The sequence below is a fragment of the Pseudomonas nunensis genome, assembly GCF_024296925.1.
Classification (GTDB): Bacteria; Pseudomonadota; Gammaproteobacteria; order Pseudomonadales; family Pseudomonadaceae; genus Aquipseudomonas; species Aquipseudomonas nunensis.
The window spans coordinates 398,559-416,325 of the sequence record NZ_CP101125.1 but is presented as its reverse complement, the minus strand read 5'-3'; the positions used below and the strand labels follow the sequence as shown (position 1 = coordinate 416,325).

Below are 17,767 nucleotides of genomic sequence, written 5' to 3'. Positions count from 1 at the left end.
ATGCAGCCATTAAACCCTCAACCGACCAGTTTGTGCACCTGTGCTTTGGTCTGACCAAGGGCCTGGGCCGCAGAAACATCCTTGAAGGTATGGAAATCCAGGCTGTTGACCACCAAGTCCTGCACCAGATCGGCGAAAACCTGCATGGCGGGGGTGCTGAAATACGCGGTCATGGCCTGTTGATGGGTCCAGAAGCCGGACACCAGCCACAGGTCGGGATCGCATTGCGAGTGTTGCAGGGCAAAGCTCAGGCAACCACTGGCTGAGCGCGATGGCTCGATCAACGCGCTCAGGCGTGCACCGAGTTCCGCCGAACGCCCGGCGCGGGCACGAACGAAGGCCATATGGCTGACGGGAATTTGCGTAGACATGTTCAACCCTCCCAAGGAGTTGCGAGGCAGCCAGGGACGGGCTGCGACAGGATCCAAGGTTAGGCGGCGCGAAGGGTAAGCCGTTAGTCGATTCCTGCCAGCTTGTTGCACAATCCTGCGAGGATGGCTAAACCGCCCTGAAATGCCGCCCCAGGCATGTCCCACCGATGACACAGCGGTTTCAAGCAAGTTTCAACCCGCCGGCACTGCCAGGGCAACGCATCGATACAACCCAGTGCAGAATCAGGCAAGCATCAGGCAGGATGTGTCTACCGCCCTCGATTGCACAAACTTAAGCTCTGCCCCATCAACAACGCCTCAACGAGGAGTCCCCGCATGTCGTCGTTCGATCACTTTGAAGCCCCGCTGGACGCCGACATGGAGAAACAGCGCGAGGAACTGGCCGCGATCATCCGCCGCAACACGACGGAAGATGGCAATTATGCGACTGCCGTCGGCTCGCTGTTCATGTCCCGCTACAGCCAGACCCACCAGTTTTCTCCGGGGCTGGCGCAACCGGCGCTGTGCATCATGGCCCAAGGGCGCAAGGAGGTTCGGCTGGTCGACGAGGTCTTCACCTACGACCCGCTCAATTACCTGGTGGTGTCGGTGTCGATGCCGGTCAGCGGCCGCGTGGTGACGATCACCTCCGAAGAGCCGATCCTCGCCGTGCGACTGGACATCGACCCGGCTGAAATCACCGCGCTGATCGCCGACGCCGGGCCCATGGGCGTACCCACCCGCCCCACCGGGCGCGGCTTGTACGTGGAACGGCTGGACGCCGCGATGCTCGACGCGGTGCTGCGCCTGGCGCGTTTGCTCGACACCCCGAAAGACATCGCCATGCTCGCGCCGTTGATTCGCCGCGAGATCCTGTATCGCCTGTTGCGCAGCCAGCAGGGCCATCGCCTGTATGAAATCGCCATCGCCAACAGCCAGAGCCATCGCATCAGCCAGGCGATCAAATGGCTCAACGGCCACTATGAACAGCCGCTGCGCATCGATGATCTGGCGAAGGAAGTGAACCTGAGCGTGTCGACCCTGCATCACCGCTTCAAGGCGATGACGGCGATGAGTCCGTTGCAGTATCAGAAGCAGCTGCGCTTGCAGGAGGCGCGGCGGTTGATGCTCGCCGAAGGGCTGGAAGCGTCGGCGGCGGGGTATCGGGTGGGGTATGAAAGTCCGTCGCAATTCAGCCGGGAGTACAGCCGGTTGTTCGGCGCTCCGCCGTTAAGGGATCTGGCGCGGTTGCGATTGACGGTTTAATCCGGATTATTTGGTGTGGCGACTGACGCCTTCGCGAGCAAGCCCGCTCCCACATTGGATTTGTGAACGCCACAGATTCAATGTGGGAGCGGGCTTGCTCGCGAAGAGGCCAGCAAAGACAACCCAGTGCTAAAGGTCAGGCGCTAAGGACTCGACAAGCCTCCGCCGGAAGGGTCACCGAAACCGGATTGCCAATACTCAACCCAAACCCCTGACACGGCGTGCTCAACGCGGTAAACGACACTCCGGAACACTCCACCGTCGTTTCAATCGTCGCGCCGATGTCCCGCACAAACGTCACTTTGCCCAGCAAGCGATTCCCCGCCGTCGCCTGCGGATGCGACAGTTGCAGGTCTTCCGGGCGAATCAGCATCTTGATCTTCTCCCCGACCACAATGCTGCTGCAGATCGGCACCTCCAGTGCATCACCACCCGGCAATCCAACCTTGCCATTGCCCAGCGCAGTGGCCGGGAAGATGTTGCCGGAGCCGATAAAGTCCGCGACGAATTCATTGGCCGGGTGCCGGTAGATTTCAATCGGCGTGCCCACTTGCTGCACCTTATGCTCACCCAACACGACCACGATATCGGCCATGGTCATGGCCTCGCGCTGATCGTGGGTCACCATGATCGTGGTGATGTTTAGACGCTGTTGCAGTTGACGGATTTCCACCTGCATCGATTCGCGCAACTTGGCGTCCAGCGCCGACAGCGGCTCGTCCAGCAGCAGGATCTTCGGCCGCGAGGCAATCGCCCGGGCAATCGCCACGCGCTGACGTTGACCGCCGGAGAGTTTCGCCACCGGGCGATCAATCATTTCCTTCAGTTGAATCAGTTCCAGCAACTCCACCACCCGCGCCTGCTGATCAGCCTTGCTCACGCCGCGCAGTTTCAGCGGATAGGCGATGTTCTCCCCCACCGTCATGTGCGGGAACAGCGCCAGCGACTGGAACACCATGCCAAAGTTGCGCAAGTGCGCCGGGGTGTGGCCGATGTCCTCGCCGTCCAGGCGAATCTCGCCACCGGACAGGGTTTCGAGCCCCGCGATCATCCGCAGCAAGGTGGTTTTGCCGCAGCCCGACGGGCCGAGGAAACACACCAGTTTGCCCTCGGGCAAATGCAGGTTTACATCCTTTACCGCGCAGGCCGAGCCGTAATGTTTCTCGACGTTTTCCAGAATCAGACCAGTCATGTTGCACCTCAAGAATCAGAACGAAACGCCACCTTCACCGACCAGCTTCTCCAGCGCCCAGATCAGGACGAAGTCGATTAGCACGATCAGCACGGCAAACGAGAAAACGGTTGGGTCGAGGGATGACACGGTGCGGCTGTACATCCAGATCGGCACGGTCATGACGTCGATGGTGTAGAGGAAATAGGTCACGGTGAATTCGTTGAACGAGACGATGAACGCCAGCAGCATCCCCGCCAGAATCCCCGATTTCATCAGCGGCACCACCACATCGACAATCGCCCGGGTCGGCGAGGCGCCGAGCATTTGCGCGGCCTCTTCGACTTCGCTGCCGATGGAGAGCATCGCCGCGGTGCAGTTTTTCACCACGAATGGCAACGCCAGGATCACGTGGGCAATCACCAACCGCGAGGTGGTGATCTGGAACGGCAGGCTGTCGAACACCAGCAGCAGCGCCAGGCCCAACACCACCATCGGGAACACCAGTGGCAGCGACATCAATTGCAACGCCACGGCTTTGCCACGGAACTCGCAACGGGTCAGCGCATAAGCCGCCGGCACCGCGATGATCGTGGCGAAGACCATGGTCAGGCACGCGACCATCAGGCTGGTGGTCATGGCTTTGCCGAGGCTCAGCACATCGCTGGCGTCCGGCGAGACAAAGGTCTGCCAGGCCGCGCGATACCATTGCAGGCTGTAGCTGCTGGGCGGGAAGTCGAGGTTCGACGCGCCGCTGAACGACATCACGATCATCGTCAGAATCGGCAACACCGCCAACAGCAGGATGAAGCCTGAGAGGATGCCGGCGAACTTGCCGGTTTCGCCCGGCAGCAGGCCATAACGTTTCTTGGTCAACGTACTCATTGCGAAGCCTCCAGCATGCGCCGACGACGGCCCGTGATGTATTCGGACAAGGTCATGATCGCCAGCGTCGTGACAATCAGCACCACACCGGCAGCGGACGCCGCGGGCCAGTTCATCAGCGGGGCGATCTGGTCATGCACCATCACCGCTAGCATCGGCACGCGACGGCCACCGAGCAGCAACGGCACCACGAAACTGCTGGCGTTGTAGGCGAACACCAACGTCGCGCCGGTGATGATCCCCGGCAAACTCATCGGCAACACCACCTGGCGGAACACCTGGAAGCGACTGGCACCGAGGGTCGCGGCGGCTTCTTCATAGGTGCGCGCCACACCGCGCATGGCGCTGGCAATCGGTAACACGGCCAATGGGAACGCGGTTTGCACCAGACCCATCAACACGCCGTTCTGGTTGTAGAGCAGCATGATCGGTCGCTTGATCAGGCCCAGCCCCAACAGCGCCTGATTGAGCATCCCGGCCGGGCCGAGAATCACTAGCCAGCCGTAGCTTTGCAGCAGCAGGTTGACCAGCAACGGCAGCAACACCGCCGCGAGGAAAATCCGTCGCACGAACGGCGAGGTCAGCCGCGACATGGTGTAGGCCACCGGGATCGCCAACAGCACCGCGATCACCGCGCTGAACAACGCCAGGCGCAGGGTCAGCATCAGGGATTTGAGGTAGTAGGGTTCCAGCAACTGCGCGTAGCTGGCGAGGCTGAACCCGGTCCACTCCGCGCCCTTGGTGCCGACGCTCATGCGCAGCACCAGCAGGCTGGCGGCAATCAGCACGCCGAGAAACAGCATCGACGGCGACAGGAAAAGCCAGGCGCGGGTAGTCGGCGACACACCCCGGCGCGAACGCGCTGGCGCGACGGCGACCGGATGAGTCAGATGTGGTTGGTGTTCCATAGCAAGGGTCTCGTCAATGGAAAGCAGCTGGTAAACACCACTTTTGAATCCACCTCCATCTCCTTGTGGGAGCGGGCTTGCTCGCGAAAGCGGTGGGTCAGTCAATATCCATGGCGACTGACAGATTGCATTCGCGAGCAAGCCCGCTCCCACAGGGGATTTGTGGTGATTTCGAAATCAGTGTTCACCACTCGATCAGGAAGAAAAGATTTCCGTGTAGCGACGAATCCATTGGTCATGCACGGTGGCCAGGAAGGCGTTGTCGTGCATGATCGCCTTGTCGGCAATCTGCTCTGGCGTAAGGATGAACGGGCTCTTGCGCGCTTCGGCGGAGATGATTGCCTTGGCGTTGACCGGACCGTTGTAGATGTCTTCGGCCATCTTGCCCTGCACCAGCGGGTCCAGGGAGTGGTTGATGAAGGCATAGGCCAGGTCGGTGTCGCCCGGACGATTCTTCGGCATCACCGAGAGCATCAGGTCGGTGTAGAAACCTTCCTTCATGCCGAAAGTGGCGCCCAGGCCGTAGTTCGGGTCGCGGATCTGTTTCGGAAAAAACGCCGGAGCGTAGAGGCCGCCCATGTCCAGGGAACCGGTGCGGAACAGCTCGGCAATCTGGTTCGGGTTTTCGCCCAACGTGACGACGCGATCCTTCAGCTCGGCGAGTTTCTTGAAGCCCGGCTCGATGTTGTGTTCGTCACCCCCGGCCAGTTTGGCGGCGATGATGATCAGGTCCATCGCTTCGGTCCAGTTCGGCGGCGGCAGGAAGATGTTCGGTGCCAGTTCGGCATCCCACAGCGCGGCGTAGCTGGTTGGCGCCTCGGTCTGGGTGCGAGTGCTGTAGACCAGGCTGTTGCACCACAACAGGTAACCGATGCCGTGACCGTTGGCGCCGGTGCGGTATTTCTCCGGCACGTCCACCAGGTTGGGGATGCGGTTGAGGTCGGGTTTTTCCAGCAAGTCAGCGGCGGCCAGGCCTTCAGCGCCGACGCCGGCCAAAGTGATGATGTCGTACTGCGGACGATCACCGCCGGCCTTGAGTTTGGCGACCATTTCCGAGGTGCTGCCGGTGCGGTCAGCGATAACCTTGCAGCCGTACTTGGCTTCGAAAGTCGCCGCGATATTGCGCAGTGCCGCCAGCCCGGTGTCATCGGACCAAGTCAGCAAACGCAGGGTCTTGCCCTGAAAGCGGGTGTCGCTGGCGTTGGCCTTGACGAAGGGCAAGCTCATGGCCGCCGCTGCCACCGAGGCCACACCCACGGTTTTGATGAATTGACGTCTGTTCAGATCATGCTCGCCCATTACGGACTCCCTTTGTTTTTGTAGGTATAAGGCAGGTCGAAACTGTTGCATCCGCGCGGCCGGATCGGCTTTATCCCTCGTATTTTCGGGGGCTTGGCAGAACCAGTGAGTTCATCCTGAGGTCGTGCAAAACACCTGACTATCGATAAAAACTCATCGAAGCCATGACACCAGTGCATGCCTCGATACGAGGCATGCACTCACCTTTTTCGTGCCTTCAGACGGCGCGAATCACATGTTTGATTTCCTGGAAAGCCTGCAAGCCCCACGGCCCCAATTCGCGGCCGATGCTGCTCTGCTTGTAACCACCCCACGCGGTCTGCGGGAAGATCACTTGCGGCGCGTTGATCCACACAAGGCCCGCTTGCAGGGCGTTGGCGACCCGATCCGCGGCTTCGGCGTCACGGCTGACCACGCTGGCCACCAGGCCGAACTGGCTGTCGTTGGCCAGGGCAATCGCCTCGGCTTCGGAAGCAAAACTGCGCACGCAAATCACTGGCCCGAAAATCTCTTCACACCACAGCGCACTGTCGAGGGGCACTTCGGTGAAGATTGTCGGCTGCAAAAAATATCCGCGTGGCAGATCGGCGGGACGATTGCCGCCGCAGATCAGCTTGGCGCCGATGCTCAAACCTCGATCGATGTGGCCCAGCACGCGCTGGTATTGCGCCTGATTGACCAGTGCGCCCATTTCCACGTTCGGGTCGAACGGGTCGGCGACACGAATCGCTTCGGCGCGGGCCTGCAAACGAATCAGGAACTCATCCGCCAGTTCATCGGCGACCAGCACGCGGCTGGTGGCGGAACACATCTGCCCGGCATTGAAGAAACCGCCGCCACAGGCGACTTCAACAGCCAGTTCGATATCAGCGTCCTTGAGTACCAGCAGCGAGGATTTGCCGCCGAGTTCCAGGCTTACACCCTTCACGGTTTCGGCGGCCCGTTGCATCACTTGGACGCCCACCGCATTGCTGCCGGTGAAGGAAATCTTGGCGATGCGCGGATCAGCGGACAGTGGCGCACCAACGGCCAAACCGGTACCGCACACCAGGTTGAACACGCCTTTAGGTAACCCGGCCTCGGCGATGATCGCGGCCAGTTCCAGCTCCGGCAGCGGCGTGACTTCCGACGGCTTGAGCACCACGCAGCACCCGGCAGCCAGGGCCGGTGCGAGTTTCCAGGCGGTGGTGACCATCGGAAAATTCCACGGCACGATCAGGCCGACGACGCCACACGGCTCACGGCGCAGGCGTGCGCTGAAGTCGTCGGTTGGCAATTCGACGCTGCTGTCCTGCTTGGCATCCAGACCTTCGGCCAGACCGGCGTAGTACTCGAACGTGACGATCACGTCGTCGACGTCGATGGCTGCTTCGAACAGTGGCTTGCCGTTGTTGCTCGACTGCAAATGCATCAGTTGTTCGCGACCGGCCGCAACGCCAGCGGCGATGCGGCGCAGGATCGCACCGCGCTCGCTGCCGGTGGTTTTCGACCAATCGCTGAACGCATTAGTCGCCGCACGAACCGCTTGATCGACAGCTTTTTCATCGCCGCCATTCACAGTGGTCAACAGGGCTTCGGTGGCCGGGTTGATCACGCGCAAGTGTTCTTGGCCAGCAGACCATTGGCCGTCGATGTACAGACCGTCCAGAGTGGTTGGAAAACTCATTTCGACACCGCCTTCATCCACTGGGTCTGATCGATTTCAATCAGGGTCGGACCTTGACGATCCGTGGCGGCACGCAAGGCGCTGCGCAGTTGCTCGACACCGTTGACCGCTTCTGCCGCACAGCCCAAAGCCTTGGCCACTCCGATAAAGTCCGGGGTGTAGATGTCCACGCCCACCGGTTCGATGGCGCGGTTGACCATGTATTTCTTGATCTCTTCGTAGCCCTGGTTATTCCACAGCAGGACGATCACCGGCGTGCGCGCTTCGACGGCGCTGGCCAGTTCCGGCAGGGTGAATTGCAGGCCGCCGTCGCCGATCAGGCACACCACTGGAGGACGCGAACCGCCCTCGACGCTGCCACCGAGCCAGGCGCCAATCGCTGCCGGCAAGGCGTAACCCAAGGTGCCGTAACCGGTGGACGAGTTGAACCAGCGGCGCGGACGCTCGGGGTTGAAGGTCAGGTTGCCGGTGTACACCGGTTGGGTCGAATCGCCGACAAACACCGCGTCCGGCAGTTCGTGCAGCACGGTTTCGAGGAAACGGGTCTGGGCCAGGGTCGGCGCATCCCAGGACGCGGCCAGTTCTTCACGCAGACGCGCGGCACGCACCTGGCCCCAATCGTTGCGGCGCTCGGCCAGGGATTTGTGGGACAAGGCACTGAGCAAGGCTTGGGCGGCATTGCGCGAGTCGGACACCAGCGCCACGTGCGGCGGGTAGTTGCGCACGGTCTGGTCCGGGTCGATGTCGACGCGCAGCAGTTCGCCGGGGATTTCGAAACCGCCAGCGAAGGTCACGTCGTAATCGGTTTCGGCCAGTTCAGTGCCGATCGCCAGCACCACGTCAGCCTCGGCCACCAGGGCGCGGGTGGCGACCAGGCTTTGGGTCGAACCGATCAGCAGCGGATGATTAGATTCCAGCATGCCCTTGGCATTGATGGTCAGTGCGACCGGCGCGTCGAGCAATTCAGCCAGTTCCGTCAGCTCGGCGGCGGCATCGATGGCGCCGCCACCGGCCAGGATCAGCGGGCGTTTGGCGCCGGCCAGCAATTCGGTCATGCGCGACACGGCGGTCGGCGCAGCACCGGCGCGGTCGATGTTGACCGGGACACTGGCGAGCAGGTCGTCAGCTTCTTCGACCAGCACGTCCAACGGGATTTCGATGTGCACTGGGCGCGGACGCCCGGCCTGGAACAGCGCGAATGCACGGGCCAACACGCCCGGCAATTCCGACGCCGACATCAGGGTGTGGGAGAACGCCGCCACGCCGCCGACCAATGCGCTCTGGTTCGGCAGCTCATGCAGCTTGCCGCGCCCGCCGCCCAACTGGTTGCGGGTCTGCACGCTGGAGATCACCAGCATCGGGATCGAATCGGCATACGCCTGGCCCATCGCCGTAGTGATGTTGGTCATGCCAGGACCCGTAATAATGAAGCACACGCCCGGTTTGCCGCTGGTGCGCGCATAGCCGTCGGCCATGAAACCGGCGCCCTGTTCGTGACGCGGGGTGACGTGGTTGATACTCGAACGGGCCAGCCCGCGATACAGCTCAACGGTATGCACCCCGGGAATGCCGAACACCTGCTCGACCCCGTAGTCTTCAAGTAACTTGACCAATACTTCGCCGCACGTCGCCATGTCTTTGCCCTTCTTGTTCGTTTGAGACGCCGGGCCTGCGCAGTGTTTATGATGCGAAGGCAAGCCCAGGGATGGCCTCATTGGAACGGGCGACACGTAGCCGCAACAATGGATAAAAAGTCATACTAGCCATGTCCTCACGTCATACCTTGGGTCCTCATGAAACGACTGCCTCCCCTGCCCGCCCTGCACACTTTTCTGATCACGGCACAGTGCTGCAACTTCACCCGGGCCGCCGAGCAGTTGCACATCACCCAGGGCGCGGTGAGTCGCCAGATCGCCGGGCTGGAAGACCATCTGGGTTATGAGTTGTTTATCCGCCAGGCCCGCGGCCTCGATTTAACCGCTGAAGGACGCGAGTGGCTGCCACGGGTGCAGCAGATTTTCGGCCTGATCGGCGAGGCGGTAGAACAGATCGGCGCCAAGCGCGAAACCCTGCAACTCAAGGCCCCGACCTGCGTCATGCGCTGGTTGTTGCCGCGCCTGATGCAATGGCAAAAGGAACGACCGGATGTGCCAGTGGAGTTGACCACCACCGTGCGCCATGGCGTGGATTTTCATCGCGAGCAGTTCGATGCAGCGGTGATCTATGGCGTACCGCCGGAGACGTCACTGGCGTCCCATCGGTTGTTCGATGAGCAACTGACGCCGGTGTGTTCCAAACCCTATCTCGAAGGACCGGTGCCGTTGCAGGCGCCGGAAGATCTGGAACAACACATGCTGCTGCACCCCACCCGCGACGAACGGGACTGGAAGGCGTGGCTGGCCAGCGCCGATGTGCACTTGAACAATGTCAGCAAGGGTCAACATTTCGAAACGCTGGATCTGGCGATGTCGATGGCGTCCCAAGGGACGGGTGTGGCGATTGGGGATTGGTCGTTGATCGGCGATGACTTGAGCGCCGGGCGGTTGGTCATGCCGTTCGAATTGAAGGTGAAAACCGGGCTGGGGTATTACCTGGTATTGCCGCAGAAGCCGGCACCTTCACCGAAGTTGCAGGAATTGTTGGGGTGGTTAGTGGAGCAGGCTCAAGCCCGCTGAACCGAAGCCACCGTAGCAGCTGGCGAAGCCTGCGTTCGGCTGCGCAGCAGTCGTAAAACCATTCACCTCGGTATGTCAGAAACACCGTAGATACCGGGTTTACGACCGCTTCGCAGCCGAATGCAGGCTTCGCCAGCTGCTACAAGTTAGCGTCCATCAGCGGCTTAGTAGCCGACCGCAAACCGCTGCCGCGAATGCTTCGGCGATTCAACTTCATCCAGCAGCGCGATCGCATAATCGGCAAACGTGATCCAGCTGCGCCCTTCAGCACTTACCAGCAAATCGTCTTTACCGATGCGGAATTTGCCGGTGCGTTCACCCTCAACAAACTCCGCCGATGGCGACACAAACGTCCAGTCCAGTTCCTGCTCTTTGCGCAGGTTTTCCAGGAACAACGCGCCAGCACTGGCTTCAGCCTTGTACTCCTCCGGGAAGCCTTCGCTGTCGATCACACGACCGCCATTCGGTAGCAGCAACGAACCGGCACCACCCACCACCAACAGACGCTTAACCCCGGCCTTCTTCACTGGCCCGATCACGGCGCTGGCCGACAGGGTCGAGAAGTGTGCAGCGCTGATCACCACATCATGACCGGCGACCGCGGCTTGCAGCGCTTCGGCATCCAGGGCATCGACATTCTTGCTGACCACACCGGCACGCTGGCCGATTTTCGAGGTGTCGCGGGCGATGGCGGTAACGCTGTGACCGCGACGCAGGGCTTCTTCCAACAGTTGGCTACCGGCACGACCGGTGGCACCGATGATTGCGATTTTGCTCATGACGTTCTCCAGTTTGGGGATATGTGAAGCGTGTGAACAACGAAACCTTTGTGGCGAGGGGGCTTGCCCCCCGTTCGGCTGCGAAGCAGTCGCAAAACCTCTAGATACGGAGTGACTGAAGGTATGCAGGGGGAGCGCTTCGCACTCCAACGGGGGCAAGCCCCCTCGCCACAGCAAGCTCCCTCGCCACAAAAGCCCTTCAATCACTAAATCCGTTTACCACTTCATCTCGCCCTTCGCGACTTTGGCGCTCAGTTCCAGCGAGCTTTCTTCGCCCAGGTTTGGGTAGCGTTTTTTCATCGCTGCGATCAGTTCAGCAGAATCCTTGGCCTTGGCAGTTTCTTCGTCGAAGGCCTTGATGTAGTCAGCAGTGAACTTCACAGCCGCCAGGGAACGAGCGCTCTCACCCAGGTAGTGACCCGGCATGATGGTTGTCGGTTTCAGGGTTTCGATCGAATGCAGGGTCGTCAGCCAATCGGCGTGGGACTGCGCGGTTTGGGTGTCGGCCATCCATACATGGATGTTCTCCGCGACAACCACACCACCGACCACAGCCTTGATCGACGGAATCCACACAAAGCTGCGATCCGGTTGCTTCCCGTCCAGACCGATCACCTGCAATTTCTGCCCTTCGAGCAGCAGGCTGTTGCCCTTGAGCACGCCCGGCACGATGGTTTTGGCCGGCACGTCAGCGCCCATTTTCGGGCCCCAGAAGGCGAGTTTGCCCTCGACGGTTTTTTTGATGTGATCCACGGTCGGCTGCGAGGCCAGCACTTTGGCGTTCGGGAACGCGGTGGTCAGGGTGTCGAGGCCGAAGTAGTAATCCGGGTCGCCGTGGCTGATGTAGATGGTGGTCAGTTGCTTGCCGCTGGCGCGGATCTTCTGCACCACTTGCTCGGCCTGGGATTTACCGAATTGCGCGTCCACCAGGATCGCGTCTTTCTCGCCGCTGACCAGCACCGAAGTCACCGGGAAAATCGCTTTGTCGCCGGGGTTGTAGACATCCAGGGTCAAGGTCGAGGCCGCTGCCGCGTGGGCCGCGAAACCGAGAGTGGCGGTTGCCAGAAGAATGCGCTTGAGTGCGGTGAAACCGATCATCTATAGCTCCGTTATCGATGGCCAGGGCGGCCGATGGCTGTGTAGGAGCTGGTAGGAGCTGTCGAGTGAAACGAGGCTGCGATCTTTTGATCTTTCGCTTCAGATTCAAGTAAACCTCGAAAGATCGCAGCCTCGTTTCACTCGACAGCTCCTACACAGCTCCTACAAGGTCCTACGAGTTCCTATAGGGCACAGAGCTTAGTTGCCAAACTCGGTACAAAAAATGCGATGCTGGAACATAGTTTGTTTCTAAAAGTGGGCAAATCATGGATCGGCTTCAAGCAATGCAAGTGTTTGTCGCGGTGGTGGACCTGGGCAGCCAGTCGGCGGCGGCCGATCACCTGGACCTGTCACGGCCCGTGGTGTCGCGCTATCTGGCGGAACTGGAAGATTGGGTAGGCGCCCGGCTGATGCATCGCACTACGCGTAAATTGAGCCTTACGGCGGCGGGCAGCGAAATCCTGCCGCGCTGTCGGCAGATGCTCGATCTTTCCACCGACATGCAGGCCGCCATCAGCGAACCGGACGAAGCGCCCCGTGGCCTGCTGCGCATCAGCGTCAGCACCTCATTCGGCCAGGCACAACTGGCGGACGCCATGGCTGATTACGTCAAGCGCTACCCCGGCGTCAGCATCGACATGCAGATGATCGACCGTACGGTGAACCTGGTGGACGAGCGCATCGACTTGGCGATCCGCACCAGCAACGATCTCGACCCGAACCTGATTGCCCGCCGATTGACGGTGTGCCGCTCGGTGATCTGCGCCTCCCCGGCTTACCTGCAAGAACACCCGACGCCGCAACGGGTCGAGGACTTGAGCCAGCACAACTGCCTGACCCACTCCTACTTCGGCAAAAGCCTCTGGCATTTCGAGCAGGACGGCGAGCAAGTGTCGGTGCCGGTGCAGGGCAACATCAGCGCCAACGAGGCCAGCACCCTGCTGCGCGCGACCATGGCCGGTGCCGGCGTGGCGATGCTGCCCAGCTACCAGGCCGGCGTGCACATCCACAGCGGCGAACTGATCCGCCTGCTGCCCCACGCCGAACCCCGGCAGATGAACATGTACGCGGTCTACGCCTCCCGCAAGCACATGCCGGCGACGATGCGCAGCATGCTGGACTTCCTGGTGCTCAGATTCCCCGAAGAACCTGCCTGGGATATAGGACTTTAAGGAGATCAATGTGGGAGCGAGCCTGCTCGCGAAAGCGGTGGATCAGTCAACATCAGTGTTGAATGAATAATCGCCTTCGCGAGCAGGCTCGCTCCCACAATGGTCTGGCGGAATAAATGCCATCCCACCAAACACAAAAATCCCCTGTGGGAGCGGGCTTGCTCGCGAAGGCGTCGTGTCAGTCGATATCAACGTTGCCTGACACACCGCTTTCGCGAGCAAGCCCGCTCCCACAAGGGAGATATCAGTGTTCTGAATATCGGGTTACATCCATGACCCGACTGGCTGGCAACTCATGAGCGCTGACCTATGCTGAATGTAAGTACCCAAGGGTATTCGTTCAGAGGTCAACGCCATGAACATCAGAACAAGAAGATACCTCGCCATTTTCATCACCTGCGCGGCGACGCTGGCGCTGTATGGCACCGCAGCCTGGCGGGTCGAGCAGTTGCGAAACCTGCCCCGTGAGTTTGCGAGCTGCAACTACGAACGCTGCATTCCCCACAACGCGACCCTCAACGCCCTGCGCTAACGCAGCCCGTCAGGCCTCGTTGTCCTGATCGGCCTTCAAGCGGTCGCGGAACGCCTTGGGCGAGATCCCCACCCGGCGTCGAAACAGACGCGTGAAGTTGGTCGGATCGGAAAACCCCAACACGTCGGACATTTCATAAATGGTCATGCTGGTATAGGTCAGCAAGCGCTTGGCCTCCAGCAACTGCCGCTCGTGCATGATCTGCAACGCCGGTTGCCCCGCCAGCTCTCGGCACGTGCCGTTGAGGTGGGACACGGAAATCCCCAGCCGATGGGCCAGGTCCTCGACCTTGACGTGCTGGCGGTAGGTCTCTTCCACCAGTTGAATAAAACCGTTGAGGTATTCCCGCGCCCGCTGCGGACGCTGAGTGGCGCTGCGGCGCTGGAGCACCTGGCGGCTGACCCAGACCATGATCACGCTGACCAGGGAATGCATGAGCATTTCCCGGGCCGGTTGATGGCCGGTGTATTCGCTTTGCAGCGCGGCAAACAGGCTGTTGAGGTACTCGCTGTCCTTGCCCGCCGGATAGCTTTCGGCCTGGGCCAGGGCATTCACCGAATTGCCCAGTTGCGACTGCAAATGCGCCACCAGCGGCGCGGCGAGGGTTACGACAAATCCTTCGACGTCCTCGGAAAAACGATAACCGTGCACTGACAGCGGCGGCAGGATCAGCATCGCCGGCTCGGTCAGTTGTGTGCGTTTCCCTTCGATTTCAAGCTCTGCCTGACCTTTGAAGACGAAGAGTAATTGGCACAGATCAGCGTGGCGGTGGGGTTTGATTTCCCATTGATGTTCGCGGCTGCGTTTGGAAATGGTTTCACAGTGCAACAAGTCGGGGGTCGGCCAGTCCAGGCTTTCACCGTAGAGCTTGAACACCGGAATCGAAGGCAGGTCAGGCTTGTTCATCACTTCAATCCAGGCCTCGAGGTAGACGGGGCGATAATCGCACCGATTGGCAGAATGTACAGGTATCGGCTCAGTTTTCACCTTCAATTGACAGACTCGCGAGGGAAAAATGCAAGCACTCGATCCATAAAAATTATTCACCGGCCCTGGTCGCGTGAAGCTTGCGAGTCATAAAAACAATGAAAACGCTGAAAACCCAAATCGCCATCATTGGCGCCGGTCCGTCCGGTTTATTGCTCGGCCAATTGCTGCACAACGCCGGCATCGACACCGTCATTCTCGAACGCCAGACACCCGATTATGTGCTCGGCCGAATTCGCGCCGGCGTCCTCGAACAAGGCATGGTAGAGCTCCTGCGCCAGGCTGGCGTGGGTCAGCGCATGGACGCCGAAGGGTTGGTGCATGGCGGCTTCGACCTGGCCCTCGATGGTCGCCAGGTGCACATCGATCTGCAGGCCCTGACCGGCGGCAAAACCGTGATGATCTACGGCCAGACCGAAGTCACCCGCGACCTGATGGCCGCCCGTCGGGACGCTGGCGCACAGACAATTTATCAAGCGAGCAACGTCGTCCCCCACGGCATGAAAACCGATGAAACCTTTGTCACCTTCGACAAGGACGGCGAGACGTATCGCCTCGATTGCGACTACATCGCCGGCTGTGATGGTTTCCACGGCGTGGCGCGCCAGTCGATTCCCGCCGAGAGCCTGAAGGTGTTCGAGCGGGTGTATCCGTTCGGTTGGCTGGGGATTCTGGCCGACACCCCGCCGGTCCACGAAGAACTGGTCTACGCCCGCCACGAACGGGGCTTTGCCCTGTGCAGCATGCGTTCGGCGACCCGCACCCGCTATTACCTGCAGGTGCCGTCCGAGGAGCAGGTCGAGGATTGGTCCGATCAGCGTTTCTGGAATGAACTCAAATCCCGCCTGCCCCAGGCCTTGGCGGACAAACTGGTCACCGGGCCGTCCATCGAAAAAAGCATCGCGCCGCTGCGCAGCTTTGTGGTCGAGCCAATGCAATACGGACGCATGTTTTTGGTCGGCGACGCCGCGCACATCGTCCCGCCCACCGGCGCCAAAGGCTTGAACCTGGCCGCCAGCGACGTCAGCACGCTGTTCAATATTCTGCTGAAGGTTTACCGCGATGGGCGCGTGGACCTGCTGGAGAAATACTCTGAAATCTGTCTGCGCCGGGTCTGGAAAGCCGAGCGGTTTTCCTGGTGGATGACTTCGATGCTGCACCGCTTCGACGAGCACGATGCTTTCACCCAGCGCATCAGCGCCTCCGAGCTGGACTACTTCGTCAACTCCGAAGCCGGCCGAAAAACCATTGCAGAAAATTACGTCGGACTTCCATACGAGGCTATCGAATAGCCTGCTACCGACTTACACTGGCGAGCACTATCCCGCTCGCCTTGCCTCTTGCGGGACAATCACTGCCCGCAGGTTTTACCGTGACCAATCTGAACCAGCCTGACACGCCCAAACCGGCCATTCGCAGCGTGCTGATCGCCCTGATGCTGGCGATCTTTCTCGGTGCGCTGGACCAAACCATCGTCGCCGTGTCGATGCCGGCGATTTCCGCGCAGTTCAAGGACGTCAGCCTGTTGGCCTGGGTGATTTCCGGCTACATGGTGGCGATGACCGTGGCAGTGCCGATCTACGGCAAGCTCGGCGATCTGTACGGTCGGCGCAAGTTGATGCTGTTCGGCATGGGGCTGTTCACCATCGCTTCGTTCTTTTGCGGCATGGCCCAGAGCATGGAGCAACTGGTGCTGGCGCGGATCATTCAAGGCATTGGCGCTGGCGGGATGATTTCGGTCAGCCAGGCGATCATCGGCGACATCGTCCCGCCCCGGGAGCGCGGTCGTTATCAGGGTTACTTCAGCAGCATGTACGCGGTGGCCAGCGTTGCCGGACCGGTGTTGGGCGGTTACATGACCGAGTACCTGTCGTGGCGTTGGGTATTCCTGATCAACTTGCCGCTGGGCCTGGGTGCGTGGCTGGTGGCCAATCGCACGCTGGTCGGGCTGCCGGTGCCGCAGCGCAAGCCGATCATTGATTACCTCGGCACGGTGCTGATGATCATCGGCTTGACCGCGTTGTTGCTCGGCATCACCCAAGTCGGCCAAGGCCATTCATGGCGCAGTGCCGAAGTGCTCGGGTTGCTCGCTTGCGCGGTGTTGGTATTGGCGGTGTTCGTCTGGCATGAGCGGCGAGCGCGGGAGCCGTTGCTGCCAATGCATTTGTTCGCCAACCGCAATGCGATCTTTTGCTGGTGCACGATTTTCTTCACCAGTTTCCAGGCGATTTCCCTGATCGTGCTGATGCCGCTGCGCTTCCAGAGCGTCACCGGCGCCGGGGCTGACAGCGCCGCGTTGCACCTCTTGCCACTGGCGATTGGTTTGCCGATCGGCGCCTATTTTGCCGGTCGTCGTACCTCGGTGACCGGGCGCTACAAGCCGATGATCCTGACCGGCGCGTTGTTGATGCCGCTCTCGATTCTCGGCATGGCGTTCAGTGCGCCCCAGGCGTTATTGATGAGCAGCCTGTTTATGTTGCTCAGCGGGATCGCCAGCGGCATGCAGTTCCCGACTTCGTTGGTGGGGACGCAGAATTCGGTGGAGCAACGGGACATCGGCGTCGCCACCAGCACCACCAACCTGTTCCGCTCGTTGGGCGGCGCGGTGGGGGTGGCATTGATGTCGGCGCTGTTGCTCGCGCTGTTGCAGGATTCGAGCTTCGCCCACCTGAGCGGCTCGACGCTGATTGGCGAGGGGCATTCAGGGAATGTGTTGCTGGATGGTTTGAACGCCGCACCGGGGGATGCGCAGAATGCCTTGCGTGCAGAGTTGCTGCTGACGTTCCGGCATTTGCTGATGGTCAGCGCGGCGGTGTCGTTGCTGGGGTTGGCGGCGGCGATTGCGATGCCGAACAAGGTGTTGCGCGGGCGCGAGGATAAGGTTCGATAGAGGGACCGAGTCGCCTGCAATCGCGAGCAAGCTCGCTCCCACATGGGATCTCCAGTGATCACAAATTT

The 17,767-nt window shown here is 60.7% G+C and carries 16 protein-coding genes; 6 read left to right on the top strand and 10 right to left on the bottom strand.

Features of this window, described 5'->3' with window-relative positions; all coding sequences use genetic code 11:
* Positions 1 to 17: 17 nt before the first annotated feature.
* Positions 18 to 371 carry a putative quinol monooxygenase gene (locus tag NK667_RS01940; RefSeq protein ID WP_054045091.1) on the bottom strand — a complete coding sequence of 118 codons (354 nt, stop codon included), beginning with the start codon at positions 369 to 371 and terminating at the stop codon, positions 18 to 20.
* Positions 372 to 707: 336 nt separating this feature from the next.
* Here NK667_RS01940 and NK667_RS01935 point away from each other — a divergent pair, with 336 nt between their 5' ends.
* A complete protein-coding gene (locus tag NK667_RS01935; RefSeq protein WP_054045094.1) occupies positions 708 to 1,637 on the top strand; it encodes an AraC family transcriptional regulator in 930 nt (309 codons plus the stop codon).
* A 136-nt stretch (positions 1,638 to 1,773) separates the two neighbouring features.
* Here NK667_RS01935 and NK667_RS01930 read toward each other — a convergent pair whose 3' ends face one another.
* The 6 genes from NK667_RS01930 to NK667_RS01905 all read right to left on the bottom strand — a co-directional run bounded on the left by NK667_RS01930 (position 1,774) and on the right by NK667_RS01905 (position 9,200).
* Entirely contained in the window at positions 1,774 to 2,829 is a 1,056-nt protein-coding gene (locus NK667_RS01930; protein ID WP_054045096.1) for an ABC transporter ATP-binding protein, read from the bottom strand.
* Positions 2,830 to 2,844: 15 nt separating this feature from the next.
* Complete coding sequence (locus tag NK667_RS01925; RefSeq protein WP_054613698.1) at positions 2,845 to 3,693, bottom strand: ABC transporter permease; 849 nt, start codon at positions 3,691 to 3,693, stop codon at positions 2,845 to 2,847.
* A complete protein-coding gene (locus NK667_RS01920) occupies positions 3,690 to 4,601 on the bottom strand; it encodes an ABC transporter permease (RefSeq protein WP_054045100.1) in 912 nt (303 codons plus the stop codon). Before NK667_RS01920 ends, NK667_RS01925 begins: the two co-directional genes overlap by 4 nt.
* Before the next feature lie 195 nt (positions 4,602 to 4,796).
* The gene (locus NK667_RS01915; RefSeq protein WP_054045101.1) at positions 4,797 to 5,900 is read right to left on the bottom strand and encodes an ABC transporter substrate-binding protein; all 1,104 of its coding nucleotides are present in this window, start codon (positions 5,898 to 5,900) and stop codon (positions 4,797 to 4,799) included.
* A 217-nt stretch (positions 5,901 to 6,117) separates the two neighbouring features.
* On the bottom strand, positions 6,118 to 7,566 hold the full coding sequence (locus NK667_RS01910; RefSeq protein ID WP_054613697.1) for an aldehyde dehydrogenase family protein: 1,449 nt from the start codon (positions 7,564 to 7,566) through the stop codon (positions 6,118 to 6,120).
* Positions 7,563 to 9,200 carry a 5-guanidino-2-oxopentanoate decarboxylase gene (locus NK667_RS01905; RefSeq protein WP_054613696.1) on the bottom strand — a complete coding sequence of 546 codons (1,638 nt, stop codon included), beginning with the start codon at positions 9,198 to 9,200 and terminating at the stop codon, positions 7,563 to 7,565. The genes NK667_RS01910 and NK667_RS01905 overlap by 4 nt, the downstream gene beginning before the upstream one ends.
* Positions 9,201 to 9,359: 159 nt before the next feature.
* Between NK667_RS01905 and NK667_RS01900 the strand changes: the two genes are divergently transcribed.
* A complete protein-coding gene (locus NK667_RS01900) occupies positions 9,360 to 10,241 on the top strand; it encodes a LysR substrate-binding domain-containing protein (protein WP_054045108.1) in 882 nt (293 codons plus the stop codon).
* 164 nt (positions 10,242 to 10,405) lie between these two features.
* Here NK667_RS01900 and NK667_RS01895 read toward each other — a convergent pair whose 3' ends face one another.
* A complete protein-coding gene (locus tag NK667_RS01895) occupies positions 10,406 to 11,020 on the bottom strand; it encodes an NAD(P)-dependent oxidoreductase (RefSeq protein WP_054613695.1) in 615 nt (204 codons plus the stop codon).
* Between the two features lie 216 nt (positions 11,021 to 11,236).
* Entirely contained in the window at positions 11,237 to 12,118 is an 882-nt protein-coding gene (locus NK667_RS01890; protein ID WP_054613694.1) for an MBL fold metallo-hydrolase, read from the bottom strand.
* Positions 12,119 to 12,384: 266 nt separating this feature from the next.
* Between NK667_RS01890 and NK667_RS01885 the strand changes: the two genes are divergently transcribed.
* Positions 12,385 to 13,290, top strand: a complete 906-nt coding sequence (locus NK667_RS01885) for a LysR family transcriptional regulator (RefSeq protein ID WP_054613693.1) — start codon at positions 12,385 to 12,387, stop codon at positions 13,288 to 13,290.
* A gap of 355 nt (positions 13,291 to 13,645) precedes the next feature.
* A complete protein-coding gene (locus NK667_RS01880; RefSeq protein WP_166656028.1) occupies positions 13,646 to 13,822 on the top strand; it encodes a hypothetical protein in 177 nt (58 codons plus the stop codon).
* A 9-nt stretch (positions 13,823 to 13,831) separates the two neighbouring features.
* On the opposite strand, the gene NK667_RS01875 is transcribed toward NK667_RS01880, so the two are convergent.
* Positions 13,832 to 14,728 (bottom strand): helix-turn-helix domain-containing protein, encoded by an 897-nt coding sequence (locus tag NK667_RS01875; protein WP_054045115.1) that lies wholly within the window; start codon positions 14,726 to 14,728, stop codon positions 13,832 to 13,834.
* A 188-nt stretch (positions 14,729 to 14,916) separates the two neighbouring features.
* On the opposite strand from NK667_RS01875, the gene pobA reads away from it, so the two are divergent.
* Positions 14,917 to 16,101, top strand: coding sequence for a 4-hydroxybenzoate 3-monooxygenase (gene pobA, locus NK667_RS01870; RefSeq protein ID WP_413786138.1), 1,185 nt, complete (start codon positions 14,917 to 14,919; stop codon positions 16,099 to 16,101).
* An 80-nt stretch (positions 16,102 to 16,181) separates the two neighbouring features.
* Positions 16,182 to 17,699 carry an MDR family MFS transporter gene (locus NK667_RS01865; protein ID WP_054613691.1) on the top strand — a complete coding sequence of 506 codons (1,518 nt, stop codon included), beginning with the start codon at positions 16,182 to 16,184 and terminating at the stop codon, positions 17,697 to 17,699.
* Positions 17,700 to 17,767: the final 68 nt, after the last annotated feature.